The organism is Actinoplanes sp. NPDC051861 (assembly GCF_040681145.1).
GTDB lineage: Bacteria > Actinomycetota > Actinomycetes > Mycobacteriales > Micromonosporaceae > Actinoplanes.
Genome location: NZ_JBFAYE010000033.1, coordinates 1 through 13,362, shown reverse-complemented (window position 1 = coordinate 13,362; position 13,362 = coordinate 1). Strand labels below are relative to the sequence as shown.

Sequence of the window (13,362 nt, the reverse complement as noted above, 5' to 3'; positions counted from 1 at the left end):
CCCTCCATAGCGTCCGAGACATCGGATTTAAGGGAGGGAGCATGGCTACAGAACCCAAGATCCCTGGCCTGTTCGGTGAGCTCGCGGCTGAGTTCGCCGGCACGATGATTCTCATCCTGTTCGGTGTGGGCGTGGTGGCACAGGTCGCCGCGGCCGGCATCGGAGATCACGACAGCATCGCCTGGGCATGGGGCCTGGGCGTGACGCTCGGCGTCTATGTCGCGGCGCGGATCAGCGGCGCGCATCTCAACCCGGCGGTCACCATCGCCCTCGCCGTCTTCAAGGGCTTCTCCTGGCGGAAGGTGGCGCCGTACTCGATCGCCCAGTTCCTCGGCGCGTTCGTCGCCGCGCTGCTGGTGCGCTGGAACTACACCGAGGTGCTGCACGCCGCTGACCCGAACCTGACCATCAAGACCCAGGGCGTCTTCTCCACGCTGCCCGGCAACGGCACGCTGCCGGTCGGTGAGTGGGGCGCTTTCCGCGACCAGATCATCGGTACGGCGATCCTGCTGTTCCTGATCCTGGCGCTCACCGACACGGCGAGCACCCCGCCGCTGGCGAACCTGGCACCGTTCATCATCGGCCTGGTCGTGGTGGCGATCGGCATGGCGTGGGGCACCAACGCCGGGTACGCGATCAACCCGGCCCGTGACTTCGGCCCGCGACTCGCCAGCTTCCTGACGGGCTATGGGGGAGCTTTCCGCGACCAGACCGGGTATCTCTACTTCTGGATCCCGATCGTCGCGCCGATCCTCGGCGGCATTCTCGGCGCCGGGCTCTACCAGCAGTTGGTCGGGCGGTTCCTGCCGTCGGCCGAGCCCCCGGAGCCGGGCCGTGTGCCCACACCGAGAGAAGAAGAGAACGTGGAGGTCAACCGTGGCTGACTTCGTCGGCGCAGTGGATCAGGGAACCACCAGCACCCGGTTCATGATCTTCGACCATGGTGGCAACGAGGTCGCTCGTCACCAGCTCGAGCACGAGCAGATCCTGCCGCAGGCCGGCTGGGTCGAGCACAACCCGATCGAGATCTGGGAGCGGACGGTCGCGGTCGTGCGCACCGGGATGCAGAAGGCGAACCTGCAGGCGAGCGACCTGGCCGCGGTCGGCATCACGAACCAGCGGGAGACCACGGTGGTGTGGGACCGCCGGACCGGGCGGCCGTACTACAACGCGATCGTGTGGCAGGACACCCGTACCGATCGAATCGCCTCCGCCCTCGACCGTGACGGGCGCGGTGACGTGATCCGCCGCAAGGCCGGCCTTCCGCCGGCGACCTACTTCTCCGGCGGCAAGGTCCAGTGGATCCTGGAGAACGTCGACGGTGTCCGGGAGGCGGCCGAGCGTGGCGACGCGATCTTCGGCAACACCGACAGCTGGCTGATCTGGAACATCACCGGCGGCGTCGACGGTGGCAACCACCTCACCGACGTCACCAACGCCAGCCGCACGATGCTGATGAACCTGGAGACCCTCGACTGGGACGACGAACTGCTGTCGTTCTTCAACATCCCGCGGCAGATGCTGCCCGAGATCCGGCCCTCGTCGGATCCGAACACATACGGCATCTCGCACACGCGGGGCCCGCTGGGCGGTGACGTCCCGCTCACCGGCGACCTCGGCGACCAGCAGGCCGCGACGGTCGGCCAGGTGTGCTTCGCACCCGGCGAGGCCAAGAACACCTACGGTACGGGCAACTTCATGCTGCTCAACACCGGCACGAACCTGGTCCGCTCGGAGAACGGGCTGCTCACCACGGTCTGCTACAAGTTCGGTGACGCCGCGCCCGTCTACGCCCTGGAAGGCTCGATCGCCGTCACCGGCTCGGCCGTCCAATGGCTGCGCGACCAGCTGCACATCATCAACGACGCCGCCGAGAGCGAGTCCCTCGCCGCGTCGGTGCAGGACAACGGCGGCGTCTACTTCGTGCCCGCGTTCTCCGGCCTGTTCGCGCCGTACTGGCGCTCGGACGCGCGCGGCGCGATCGTCGGCCTGTCCCGGTACAACACCGGCGCGCACATCGCCCGGGCCACCCTGGAGTCGATCTGCTACCAGACCCGCGACGTGGTCGAGGCGATGGCGCAGGACTCCGGCGTGACGCTGGACGTGCTCAAGGTCGACGGCGGCATCACCGTCAACAACCTCTGCATGCAGATCCAGGCGGACGTGCTCGGCGTGCCGGTCAGCCGCCCGGTGGTGGCCGAGACGACCGCGCTCGGTGCCGCGTACGCCGCGGGCCTGGCGGTCGGCTTCTGGAAGTCGACCGACGAGCTGCGTGACAACTGGAACGAGTCCCAGCGCTGGCAGCCGGCCTGGTCCGCGGAACAGCGCGACCAGGGCTTCGGCAAGTGGAAGAAGGCGGTGCAGCGGACCCTCGACTGGGTGGATGTGGATTGATCATGGTTGCCCTTTCTCCTTCGTACCGGGACGCCGCCCTGAACTCCCTCGCGGGGTCCGAGGTCGACGTGCTGGTGATCGGTGGGGGAGTGGTGGGGGCGGGTTGCGCGCTCGACGCGGTCACACGGGGACTGACCGTGGGCCTCGTCGAGGCGCGCGACTTCGCCTCCGGCACGTCCAGCCGGTCCAGCAAGCTGATCCACGGCGGGCTGCGCTACCTGGAGATGCTGGACTTCGGGCTGGTACGCGAGGCGCTGCGGGAGCGTGGTCTGATCCTGCAGCGCCTCGCGCCGCACCTGGCCCGGCCGGTCCGGTTCCTCTACCCGCTCAAACACCGCGGCTGGGAGCGCCTCTACGCCGGCGCCGGCGTCACCCTCTACGACACGATGGCGTTCAGCGGCGCAGGCTCGGGGGTGCCGCATCACCGGCACCTGACCCGCCGCGGCGCGCTGCGTGCCTGCCCGGCGCTGCGCGGGGACTCGCTGGTCGGCGCGCTGCAGTACTACGACGCGCAGGTCGACGACGCCCGGCACACGATGTTCCTGGCCCGGACCGCGGCCGCCTACGGCGCCCACGTGGTGTCGCGGACCGAGGTGGTGGCTTTCCTCCGGGAGGGCGAGAGGGTCACCGGGGTACGGGTGAACGACCTCGAACACGACCGGACGTACGAGATCCGCGCCCAGCAGGTGATCAACGCGACCGGTGTCTGGACCGACGAGACGCAGTCCCTGGTCGGCGAGCGCGGCCAGTTCCACGTCCGCGCCTCGAAGGGCATCCACCTGGTCGTGCCCCGTGACCGGATCCAGTCATCGACGGGGCTGATCCTGCGTACCGCGTCCAGCGTCCTGTTCGTGATCCCCTGGGGCCGGCACTGGATCGTCGGCACCACCGACACCGACTGGGCCCTGGACAAGGCGCACCCGGCCGCGTCCAGCAAGGACATCGACTACCTGCTGACCGAGGTCAACAAGGTCCTCTCCCGGCCTCTGGAACGCGCCGACGTGCAGGGCGTCTACGCCGGGCTGCGGCCGCTGCTCTCCGGCGAGTCCGAGTCGACGTCGAAACTGTCCCGCGAGCACACGGTGGCCAGCCCGGTACCCGGACTGGTCGTGGTGGCCGGCGGCAAGTACACGACGTACCGGGTGATGGCCCGCGACGCGGTCGACGCCTGCGTGCACAGCCTCGCCCGCTCGGTGCCGCGCTGCGTCACGGACCGGGTGCCGCTGCTCGGCGCGGACGGCTATCCGGCGCTGTGGAACCGGCGTGGCCTGCTCGCGTCCTCCTCCGGTCTGCACGTGGCGCGGGTGGAGCACCTGCTCGGCCGGTACGGCTCGCTCACCACCGAACTGCTCGACCTGATCGGCGAGGACCCGGACCTGGGCCGCCCGATCGAGGGCGCCGACGACTACCTGCGGGCCGAGTTCGTCTACGCGGCGGCGGCCGAGGGTGCCCGTCACCTGGTGGACGTGCTGACCCGGCGTACCCGGATCTCCATCGAGACGTTCGACCGGGGCGTGGTGGCGGCACCGGCCGCGGCCGAGCTGATGGGCCGGGTGCTGGGCTGGACGGCCGAACAGCGCGACCGCGAGGTGGAGAACTACCGGCTGCGTGTGGAGGCCGAACGCGCCTCCCAGGAGCAGCAGGACGACGAGACCGCCGACGCCGCCCGCCTGGGCGCTCCCGACGTGGTCCCGGTCAGGTTGTCCTAAAGCTCGAGGCCGGCCCGCCGATGTTGAGCCCCGCAACGCAGGACGACGAACGGGCGCTCAGATGACCGGATATCCCGATCCCACGGCGGGCTGGCAGCACCAGCCCACGGCGGTCCACCCGCAGGTCCAGCCACCGGCCTACGAGCCGGCTTACACGGCGCCGGCCTACGAGGCCGCGGCGCCCGGCTATGCGGCTCCCGCCCATGGGGCGCCCGGCCACGGTCCGCCCTTCTACGAGCAGCCTGCCTACGTCGCGCCCTCCTATGAGCCGGTCCCGGAGCCGGTGGCCGACCCCTACGGCGGCCACGCGACCGGCGGGCAGCAGTTCTCGGCCTACGTGCCCGGCGCCTACGTCGGGCAGGCACCCCCGGCGCCGGCCTACCAGCAGCCCTATCAGCCGGCGCCGCCCTACCAGCCCGCGCCGCCGTACCAGGCGGGCCCCTACGGCTACCCCGGCCAACCGGTCTACCCCGCGCTGCCCCCGCAGGCGTACGGACCGGCGCCGGGCGTCGTCGCGGTGGTCGTCGTGACCTTCTTCCTGGGCCTGATCGGCATGATCCCGGCCTTCCTGCGCGCACACAAGGCGGAGGCCACCGGCCACAGCACCCGCAAGTACTGGGTCGCCTTCGGCGTCACCCTGGCGATCAACTGGATCCTGGGCGCCCTCGTCTACTTCGCCACCCAGGAGACCACACCCGAACCCACCGGCCCGCAGATCACCACCACGTGGCTGCAGGACTCGATCGTCCAGGACGGCGACTTCCGGACCGCCGACGGCAAGCAGGCCGAGGTGACCGGCGCGGTCTGCTCGGCGAACACCGTCGACGCCCAGGGCGCCGGCTCCTACCAGTGCATGGTCGACTTCGCCGGCGGCCACCGCCAGAACGTCGCGGTCAACGTGGACGCCACCGGCGCCTGGGTCACCACCACCTGACGCGAGAAAGGCCGCCCGCGGGGACGGGCGGCCTACCCGGTGCGGGACTACTTCCAGGTGTCGGTCACGGTGTACGTCGTGGCGGTGCCGGTTGTGTAGGAGCGGTTGCTGCCGGACTCCCAGGTGACGGTGCCGGAAGCGTCCTTCTTGATGTATTTGTACTGGAAAGTGGTGCTCTTCGGTGCGATCACCGAGCGGCTCCAGGTCGGGTACGCGGTGGCGGAGAGCGGGATCGCGTTGGCCGGGTTCCAGGCGCCGAGGGTGTCGAGGGATCCGACTACGTAGACGTTCTGGCCGCTGGTGGTGGTGGCGGTCGTGGTGAACGTGATGGCTGTGGCGTTGGCGTCGGCGAGGTTCCAGCTGTTGGTGACGGCGAGGGCCGCGGTGGCGGCGGGTGCCGTGCGGTTGGCGTTGCTCTCCCAGGTGACGGTGCCGGAGGCGTCCTTCTTGATGTACTTGTACTCGAAGCTCGCGCCCGACGGCACCGCGACCGTGGAGGTCCAGATCGGATATCCGGTGGCCGAGAGCTTGACCGCGTTCGCCGGGTTCCAGCTGCCCAGGGCGGCGGTGCTGCCGACGACGTAGACGTCTGTGCCGGTGGTCGTCGTCGCGTACACATTGAAGGTTGCGCTCACCGAGGCCGACGCGGAGGGTGAGGGTGAGACGGAGGCCGAGACCGACGGAGAGACGGAGGCCGAAGCCGAAGGCGAGGGCGAAGCGCCCGGCCGGGCGTTGACGTCGATGGCTACGGCGCTGTTGGCGGGGATGGTGACCGAGGCGCTGCCGCCGGAGACGGTGACGGCTGTGCCCGCGCAGCCGGAGCCGGACGCGCCGCCGGTGACGCGGTCGCAGTAGAGGCCGTCGGCCAGACCGGTGGGGTACGTGGCGGTCGAGGCGCTGCCCGAGCGGTTGACGCCGAACCAGCCGAGTGAGCCGCGGCTGAAGCCGATGATGTTGCTCGCCGTGTTGGTCCAGTTGGAGACCGTCGTGGCCGACTGTGTGGTGTTGCGCCAGGCGACCATGCCCTTGACGCCGGTGCTGCGGGTGAGGCACTGCCAGGCGCCGTTGGAGCAGTCGGTGGCGGTGACGAAGCCGCTGGAGTTCGACGGGGGCGAGGCGCCGGTCGCCGAGGTGGAGAACGCGAAGCCGTCGTAGACGAAGGGCTGGCCGTACGGGTACGCCAGCAGGAAGTAGTTGGCCAGCACGTAGTTGGTGCCGTCCTGATAGCGCAGTGTCGAGCCGTCCCGCTCCAGGTCGTGGTTGGTGACCATGGCCGCGGTCAGGGCGCTGGACGCGTCGAGGCTCCAGCCGGGGATCCCGGAGAGGTTGCTCAGCGTCCCGTTGTTGAACTGCGTCTTCAGGCCGTAGGCGTACGAGAAGCCGAGCACGTCGCCGTTGCCGGTGTAGGACGACGGCGAGACTCCGCCCGGGAAGATCTCCTGGGCGATGTACGGGGGCTTGTTCTCGGCCGTGGTGTTGTTGAGCAGCCCGCGGATCGCCGTGAAGTCGTCGATCGCGAGGTGCTTGGCGGCGTCGACCCGGAACCCGTCGACGCCGAGCCCGATCAGCCTGTTCAGGTACCCGGCGATCTTGGTTCGGACGCTGGAGTCCTGCGTCTTCAGGTCGGAGAGCGACAGCAGCTCACAGTTCGTGATCTCGCTGATGTCGTTCCAGTTGTCGATGACGCCGTCCTCGTCGTTGCAGTACCCGTCGTTCGCGTGGTGGAAGTCGCTGTACGAGTACGGCACCGCGGGGTAGCTGTATCCGGACGGGCTGAACGTCGACCCGCCGTACGTCGTGGTCTGGGTGTTGTTGGCGCCGGCCATGTGGTTGATCACGGCGTCGACGTAGACCCGGACGCCCGCGTCGTGGCAGGCGGTGACCATCGCGGTGAAGGCGGCCTGGTTGCCGAGGCGGCCGGCGATGTCGTACGACGTGGGCTGGTAGACCTCCCACCACGGGTGCGCGCCGTCGCTGCTGGACGACAGGCTCACCGAGTCCTGGGGTGGCGCCACCTGCACGGCGCCGTATCCAGCCGGGCCGAGGTGGTTCGTGCACGCCGACGCGACGGAGTCGAAGTTCCACTCCCAGAGGTTCGCGGCCACGTCGCTGTTGTTGAGGGTCACCGCGGCGGACGCGGTGGTGGGGAGGGAGAGGGCGGTCAGTGCGGCTGCTGCTGCGGTGAGGGCGGAGAGTGATCCGGCGAGGATCTTCTTCATGAATGCCTGCTTCTTCTGCTGAAGCGGAAGGGACTCTTGCAAGTTCTTGCAGCGGTGGCAGAAAATTACCAAGTGATGACACGCGCGTAAAGAGGCCGTTCTCGATTCACAGAAAAGCCCCGGCGGGTTCCCGCCGGGGCTTCGAGCTGAAAGTTCTTACACCAGTGCCGGTTGCGGCTCCAGCTTGGCGATGCGCTTGGTGAACGTCTTCGTCGTGGTCCAGAGCTTGTAGACCAGCAGGGCCTCGAAGGCGACCATGAGCACCGCGGAGAGCAGCGTGACCACCACGATCTGGTCGAGCACCGGGCCCAGGATGAAGACGAACATCATGAACTCGATGCCGCTGAAGACGTGCGCCCGGATCCGCTGCCGCAACAGGAAATTACGCACTGTCACGAAAAGACCGAATTTTGTACGGAAGTCGCCGTGCACGTCCACCCGCTCACGACGCTCCTCCGCCGCGCGGATCCCCTCGTCGATCTCCTCGTCGTTCTCCTCGACGATGACCGGCGCCGGCTTCCCGGCCGCCTCGGAGGCCGCGAGCAGCCGCTCCCTCATGCTCTGCTTGACCTTCTGCATCTGCAGCGCGTTCAGGTAGCGGAACATGTCGAGGAAGACCACCAGCGTGGCCAGCCAGAGGTAGCGCAGCTCGCCGGTCCTCGCGTACTGGCCGCCGAAGAGGCCGACCGTGCACGCCACCACGCGCAGCCGGTCGAAGACGTAGTCGAGCCAGGTGCCGAAGACCGAACCGGTCCCGTTCAGCCGGGCGATCTTGCCGTCCATGCAGTCGAGCACGAAGCTCAGGTGGAACAGGAGCGCGCCCACCAGCAGCCAGCCGTAGCTCCCGCGCCAGAAACTGGCCGCCGCGCCCAGGCCGATCAGGAAGGCGGCGGCGGTCAGCCGGTTCGGTGTGATCCACCGGTACGGCGCGACCAGCCAGACCAGCCGGGCCGCCAGCGGGTCCACCAGCCAGACGGTCCACCACGCGTCACGCCTCTTGTAGGTGCGCGCGCGGATGTCCGCGAGTGTCGTTCGTTGTGCCATCGCCGTCTCTCCACCCCGCCGGAATGTGAACTAGCGGCGTCGCGGGTCCCAACGATGCATGGACATGTCATGGCCGCGCGCTGCCGGACATAATCTAGGAAGCGCGCGCAACGGTCTAGACCCGATCTTCGCGTCACTCCGGTCAGGCGTCTCGGCGGTGCAGCGCGAGGGCGGCCAGGAGCAGGGCGGTCGCTGCCCAGAGGGAGGCCGCGAGGAGACCGCGGCCGGGTTCGTGGACGGCCGTGTCGGGCAGCCAGGCCGCGGTGCCGGGGAAGCGGAACCGCAGCAGTGGCCCGAGGATCACGTAGGCGGTCAGGGCGGTGGTCACGGCCGTCAAGGGGTTGCGCAGGAGGACTCCCAGGGCTGCCGCAACCAGGATCAAGAGCACGAGTGGTGGCGTGGTGGCGAGGTCGTCGCCGGTCAGGGCGACGAGGGTGGCCAGGGGGACGGCGGTGACGGTCAGGGCGGTGAACTTGGCGGCCGCCAGCGGGAGGCGACGGGGGACGGCCAGGAGGGTGGCGCGGATCTGGTTGCCGGGCTGGTACTCGTGTGCGGTGGCCAGCACGCCGAGGACCAGCAGGCCGGGCATCGTGTGGGCGGGGACGGAACCGGGTGCGTCGACGGCTCTCAACAGGAGGGTCACGGTCCAGGTGAGCGCGGCGGTGATCCAGAGCGAGGGGAGTGTCAGCAGTTTGGTGAGCTCGGCTCGGACGGCGTTCACGCGTCACGCCTCTGGAAGAGGTATCCGGCGACGGCCAGCAGGACGGCCACCCAGCCGGTCATGACCAGGCCGGCGGTCAGTGGGGAGATCTCGACGGGGGTGTCGATGCCGCGCAGGAACATGTGGGCGCCGACGATGTCGGGCAGGTAGGCGGCGAGCGGGGTGACCTTGGTCAGGAGGTAGGAGACCGACACGACCGAGGAGTTCACGATCAGGACGGTCAGGGTGATGATGCCGTTGCGGGCGATCAGCGTTATCGCATACGCCAGGAGCCCGATGAGCAGCCAGTACAGGACGGCCAGGAGCACTCTGACCGGATCGGGTGCCGGCACCGCCGTACCGTGAATTCGCTCTGTCAAAGCCAGCGTCACGACGGCCGTGAGCGAACCCTGGACCGTGACCACCAGGCTGAGGGCGATCGCCTTGGCGCCGAGCAGGCGCGCGCGGCGCGGCACCGCCGTGAGGGAGGCGGTGAGCTGGCGTGCCCCGGGTGCGTCCTCGCCGGTGCCGGTGTACTCGCTGCTCACCGTCACCACTCCCAGGATCATCGCGCCCAGCAGGCCGATGCCCAGGTTCTGGAATCCCAGGTCGGAAGCGTCGATGGAGGCGCCGTCGGCGAGGGCGCGGCGGACCGCCGGCGCGTTGATGACGACGAGCGCGGGGGCGGCGAGCAGGCCGAGTATCAGGCCCACCCAGGCGGTCGGTAGGCCGAGGAGTTTGCGGAGCTCGGCGCGGATCAGGTTCACCACGGCTCGCTTGCCGCCGTCAGGGTGAGGAACGCGTCCTCCAGTGTGGGGTGGCTGCCGGTGACCTCGCTCAGCGTGCCGCGGGCGACGACCCGGCCCCGGTCGATGATCACGACGTCGTCCGCGATCTCCGCGAGTTCGCCCATCAGGTGGCTGGAGAGCAGCACGGTCCGGCCCTGGTCGGCGGAATCGCGCAGAAACGTGCGCATCCATCGGATGCCGGCCGGGTCGAGCCCGTTGACCGGCTCGTCGAGGATCAGCACGCGCGGGTCGCCGAGCAGGGCGGCGGCCAGGCCGAGGCGGCGGCTCATGCCCAGGGAGTACCGGCCGGCCCGCTTGCCCGCGTCGGCGGCCAGGCCGACCACGTCGAGGACCTCGTCGACCCGGGATCGCGGAAGGCCGTTGCTGGTGGCGACCCAGCGCAGGTGGGCGCGGGCGGAGCGGGCCCGGTGGGCGCCGCTGCCGTCGAGCAGGGCGCCGACGGTGGTCAGCGGGTGGTGCCAGCCGGCATAGGGACGGCCGTCCACCAGCGCGGTTCCGCTCTCCGGGCGGTCCAGGCCGAGCAGGATCCGCAGCGTGGACGTCTTGCCGGCACCGTTCGGCCCGAGGAAGCCGGTGACCCGGCCGGGCCGGGCGTCGAAGCTCACCTCGTGCAGGATCCGGGTGCGGCCCCTGGTCTTGCACAATCGGTCGATCGTGATCATTGGCCCAGTCAACCGGCGGGGCGTTCCCGGCACATCGGACCGTGGTCGTCGGTTGCTCGCGGGGCGTCTCGGACCCTGGTCGTAGGGTTACAGTCGGGCTGGTGTCCGCCCATTCCCGGCCTGCCTGGCGTAACCGTGCGGTCCCGGTCATCGCCGCGGTGGCCACGGTGCTGCTGCTGGCGATGTGCACGGTCGGCGCGTCCGGGCCGATCGCCCGGCTGATCCCGCCGCTGATCGGCGGGGGCGCGGCCGCGGCCGTGTTCTGGGCGGTGCGCCGCTGGCGCGCGGACCGGGCGGATTACGAGCGGCGGCTGACCGAGTGGGCGGCGACCGAGGCGATCCTGGCGGAACGCCTGCACATCGCGCGAGACCTGCATGATCTGGTCTCGCACGGTCTGGGGCTCATCACCGTACGCGCGGCGAGCACCCGCCATCTCCCGAAGTCCCCCGAGCTCGGTGAGGCGCTGGCCGACATCGAGGAGACGAGCCGGCACGCCACGTCGGAGTTGCGGCGGATGCTCACGGTGTTGCGCGAGCCGGACGCGGCGGGTCCCCGGTCGCCGCTGGAGAGCCTGGACGCCCTGCCGGAGATCGTCCGCGCGGCGTCGGCGTCCGGTCTGCGCCCGCGGCTGACGGCCGAGCCGCTCGGCGAGGTCACGCAGGGTGTGCAGGTCGCGGTCTGCCGGACGGTGCGCGAGGGCCTGTCCAACGCCGCCCGCCACGCGGGGCCGTGCGACGTGCTGGTGCGGGTGCACCGGGACGGGCGATTCGTGGTGGTGAGTGTGGCCGACCGGGGTCCGGCGGCACCGGGGTGGCGTGCGGTCCCGGGCGCCGGGCACGGGCTGGTGGGACTGCGGGAACGGGTCGGGAGCCTGGGCGGGACGCTGTCCGCGGAGCCGGTGGACGGCGGGTTCCGGCTGACCGCGCGGATACCCGACGAGGTGCCCACGTGATCGGCGTACTGCTCGTCGACGACCAGCCGCTGCTCCGCCGGAGCCTCGCGATGATCATCGAGAACGAGCCGGATCTCGCGGTCGTGGGCCAGGCGGGCGACGGCGGCTCGGCGGTGCTGCGGGCCCGGTCGGCGAGGCCGGACGTGATCCTCATGGACGTCCGGATGCCGGGGCTCGACGGGCTGGAGGCGACCCGGCGGATCTGCGCGGATCCGGTGCTCAACGGCTCAAGGGTGCTCGTGCTGAGCATGTTCGAGCTGGACGAGTACGTGTACGAGGCCCTGCACGCGGGCGCGTCCGGGTTTCTGCTGAAGGACGCCCGGCCGGAGGAGCTGCTGGACGCGATCCGGCGTACGTACCGGGGCGAGTCCCTGTTCGCGCCGTCGATCCTGACCCGGCTGGTGGCCCACTATGTCGCGGCTCCCCGCCGTGAGCGCACGCCGGCACCGCCGCCCGGCCTGACGCCGCGTGAGGTGGAGGTGCTGGCGCTGATCGGCAACGGCCTGTCGAACGACGAGATCGCCGACGCCCTGGTCATCTCGGTCAAGACGGTGAAGACGCACATCACGCACCTGCTGGCCAAGCTGGCGGCGCGTGACCGGGCGCAGTTGGTGATCGTCGCCTTCAACTCCGGTCTGGTGAGTCCTCGCTGACGTTGTTCGACCCTGGCGCCGAGCGGTTCCGGTCCTCCGTTCGGGTCCGCGCCGCGGCCACCGGCCGATCGACAGGGGGGCGTGGTGGTGCGAACGTGGATGCATGACTGACATCGATGTCGCGGCGGAGAACAAGAGGCGGTTCCTGGAGGCGTTCGGTCGGTTCGCCCAGGGGGACACCGACGTGCTGTTCGAGATCATCCGAGAGGATTTCGTGACGCACAGCCCGGGGGCGCCGTCCGGCCGGGACGCGTGGATCGAGTACATCAAGAACTCCCCGATCGCGACCAGCACCCTGGAACTGCAGCACGTCATCGCGGATCCGGAGTTCGTGGTCGCCCACTACCACCTGACGCCGGCCGAGGGCGGTCCGGGCGAGGACGTGGTCGACATCTGGCGCTTCGAGAACTTCCTGATCGTCGAGCACTGGGACGTCAGCCGCCCCACCGCACCCTGAGCCCGATCCGGTAACCCTTGATTCGCACCCGGCCGTGCCGATGTTCGGGCCGTGATCGAACAGGCGGACCGTTTCGCGCTCACGACCGGCCCGGACGGGCGGGTGCTGCTGACCCTGACGCTGCGCCGTCATCCGCGCGCGAGCCCCGACGGTTTCGCGCGGGCGCAGCGGTACTGGGCGTGCGCTCCGGGCGGTGCCCGGCCCCGGTGGCTGACCGGCGGGCACACCGACGACGACGTCCGGGAGGCGGAGAACGCGCACGCCGCGGCCGCCGCCTATGTCCCCGGCGTGACCTGCACCGGGTGCGGCGACCGCCAGTGGAAACCGGTCAACCGGGGAGCGGTCACCCAGTACGTGCTGACCGGCGTCACAGCCGGATGCCTGACGTGTGGCCCTCGGACAGCTCCGGTCTCCCCGCCGCCCCTGCCGGTGCCGCTGCCGGCACTCGTGCCCGTCCAGGAGGTGGAGGCGCAGAGCCTGCCCGCGGTGACGGTACGCATCGACGGCGCGGCCGCCGCCCTGCTCTGGAGCGCGACGGGTGGCGACGCGCGAACCATGTCCTCCCTGGTGACCGACCTGGTGACGCGAAACTTCGGTCTCCGGCCCGCCCACACCTGACGATGGCGGGCTAGACACCTTTTGCCGTCAGGGTCCGGCTGAGGTGGGTGGGGATAGACCTGTTCCGGTGAGGTAGCCGTCGATCAGGCCGGTGCGGTATTGCATGCGTTTGAGTCGGTTCTTCACGGCGGCGGTCAGGTCGGTGGCGGTGCGCACGGCGAGGTTGGCCAGGCTGGCTTTCATCGTCGACCAGACCTTCTCGACCGGGTT

Annotated in this window: 13 protein-coding genes and 1 pseudogene; 8 read left to right on the top strand and 6 right to left on the bottom strand. The window is 70.1% G+C overall.

Annotated features, from left to right (window positions below; genetic code table 11):
- Positions 1 to 41: 41 nt before the first annotated feature.
- From AB0M02_RS44450 to AB0M02_RS44435, 4 genes are all read left to right on the top strand, one after another.
- The gene (locus AB0M02_RS44450; RefSeq protein ID WP_364238564.1) at positions 42 to 884 is read left to right on the top strand and encodes an MIP/aquaporin family protein; all 843 of its coding nucleotides are present in this window, start codon (positions 42 to 44) and stop codon (positions 882 to 884) included.
- Positions 877 to 2,394, top strand: coding sequence for a glycerol kinase GlpK (gene glpK, locus AB0M02_RS44445; RefSeq protein WP_364238563.1), 1,518 nt, complete (start codon positions 877 to 879; stop codon positions 2,392 to 2,394). Before AB0M02_RS44450 ends, glpK begins: the two co-directional genes overlap by 8 nt.
- 2 nt (positions 2,395 to 2,396) lie before the next feature.
- Positions 2,397 to 4,103, top strand: a complete 1,707-nt coding sequence (locus AB0M02_RS44440) for a glycerol-3-phosphate dehydrogenase/oxidase (RefSeq protein WP_364238562.1) — start codon at positions 2,397 to 2,399, stop codon at positions 4,101 to 4,103.
- Positions 4,104 to 4,164: 61 nt separating this feature from the next.
- On the top strand, positions 4,165 to 5,037 hold the full coding sequence (locus tag AB0M02_RS44435; RefSeq protein WP_364238561.1) for a hypothetical protein: 873 nt from the start codon (positions 4,165 to 4,167) through the stop codon (positions 5,035 to 5,037).
- A 47-nt stretch (positions 5,038 to 5,084) separates the two neighbouring features.
- On the opposite strand, the gene AB0M02_RS44430 is transcribed toward AB0M02_RS44435, so the two are convergent.
- From AB0M02_RS44430 to AB0M02_RS44410, 5 genes are all read right to left on the bottom strand, one after another.
- Complete coding sequence (locus AB0M02_RS44430; protein ID WP_364238560.1) at positions 5,085 to 7,256, bottom strand: carbohydrate-binding module family 20 domain-containing protein; 2,172 nt, start codon at positions 7,254 to 7,256, stop codon at positions 5,085 to 5,087.
- A 156-nt stretch (positions 7,257 to 7,412) separates the two neighbouring features.
- Entirely contained in the window at positions 7,413 to 8,300 is an 888-nt protein-coding gene (locus tag AB0M02_RS44425) for a CDP-alcohol phosphatidyltransferase family protein (protein ID WP_364238559.1), read from the bottom strand.
- Positions 8,301 to 8,442: 142 nt separating this feature from the next.
- A complete protein-coding gene (locus AB0M02_RS44420; RefSeq protein ID WP_364238558.1) occupies positions 8,443 to 9,021 on the bottom strand; it encodes a hypothetical protein in 579 nt (192 codons plus the stop codon).
- Positions 9,018 to 9,767 carry a hypothetical protein gene (locus AB0M02_RS44415; RefSeq protein ID WP_364238557.1) on the bottom strand — a complete coding sequence of 250 codons (750 nt, stop codon included), beginning with the start codon at positions 9,765 to 9,767 and terminating at the stop codon, positions 9,018 to 9,020. Before AB0M02_RS44415 ends, AB0M02_RS44420 begins: the two co-directional genes overlap by 4 nt.
- The gene (locus AB0M02_RS44410; protein ID WP_364238556.1) at positions 9,764 to 10,471 is read right to left on the bottom strand and encodes an ATP-binding cassette domain-containing protein; all 708 of its coding nucleotides are present in this window, start codon (positions 10,469 to 10,471) and stop codon (positions 9,764 to 9,766) included. The genes AB0M02_RS44415 and AB0M02_RS44410 overlap by 4 nt, the downstream gene beginning before the upstream one ends.
- 101 nt (positions 10,472 to 10,572) lie before the next feature.
- Here AB0M02_RS44410 and AB0M02_RS44405 point away from each other — a divergent pair, with 101 nt between their 5' ends.
- The 4 genes from AB0M02_RS44405 to AB0M02_RS44390 all read left to right on the top strand — a co-directional run bounded on the left by AB0M02_RS44405 (position 10,573) and on the right by AB0M02_RS44390 (position 13,152).
- A complete protein-coding gene (locus AB0M02_RS44405) occupies positions 10,573 to 11,424 on the top strand; it encodes a histidine kinase (protein ID WP_364238555.1) in 852 nt (283 codons plus the stop codon).
- The gene (locus AB0M02_RS44400; RefSeq protein ID WP_364238554.1) at positions 11,421 to 12,077 is read left to right on the top strand and encodes a response regulator transcription factor; all 657 of its coding nucleotides are present in this window, start codon (positions 11,421 to 11,423) and stop codon (positions 12,075 to 12,077) included. Before AB0M02_RS44405 ends, AB0M02_RS44400 begins: the two co-directional genes overlap by 4 nt.
- A gap of 103 nt (positions 12,078 to 12,180) precedes the next feature.
- On the top strand, positions 12,181 to 12,534 hold the full coding sequence (locus tag AB0M02_RS44395; protein ID WP_364238553.1) for a nuclear transport factor 2 family protein: 354 nt from the start codon (positions 12,181 to 12,183) through the stop codon (positions 12,532 to 12,534).
- Positions 12,535 to 12,585: 51 nt separating this feature from the next.
- Positions 12,586 to 13,152 carry a hypothetical protein gene (locus AB0M02_RS44390; RefSeq protein ID WP_364238552.1) on the top strand — a complete coding sequence of 189 codons (567 nt, stop codon included), beginning with the start codon at positions 12,586 to 12,588 and terminating at the stop codon, positions 13,150 to 13,152.
- 27 nt (positions 13,153 to 13,179) lie between these two features.
- Here the strand turns inward: AB0M02_RS44390 and AB0M02_RS44385 are convergent.
- A pseudogene (locus tag AB0M02_RS44385) lies at positions 13,180 to 13,362 on the bottom strand (IS630 family transposase); the annotation flags it as partial.

Bases quoted from the DNA above. Each gene is read 5' to 3' on its own strand.
- AB0M02_RS44440 (WP_364238562.1), top strand. From the start codon at position 2,397: ATGGTTGCCCTTTCTCCTTCGTACCGGGACGCCGCCCTGAACTCCCTC.
- AB0M02_RS44450 (WP_364238564.1), top strand. From the start codon at position 42: ATGGCTACAGAACCCAAGATCCCTGGCCTGTTCGGTGAGCTCGCGGCT.
- AB0M02_RS44430 (WP_364238560.1), bottom strand. From the start codon at position 7,256: ATGAAGAAGATCCTCGCCGGATCACTCTCCGCCCTCACCGCAGCAGCA.
- AB0M02_RS44395 (WP_364238553.1), top strand. From the start codon at position 12,181: ATGACTGACATCGATGTCGCGGCGGAGAACAAGAGGCGGTTCCTGGAG.
- AB0M02_RS44435 (WP_364238561.1), top strand. From the start codon at position 4,165: ATGACCGGATATCCCGATCCCACGGCGGGCTGGCAGCACCAGCCCACG.
- AB0M02_RS44425 (WP_364238559.1), bottom strand. From the start codon at position 8,300: ATGGCACAACGAACGACACTCGCGGACATCCGCGCGCGCACCTACAAG.
- AB0M02_RS44410 (WP_364238556.1), bottom strand. From the start codon at position 10,471: ATGATCACGATCGACCGATTGTGCAAGACCAGGGGCCGCACCCGGATC.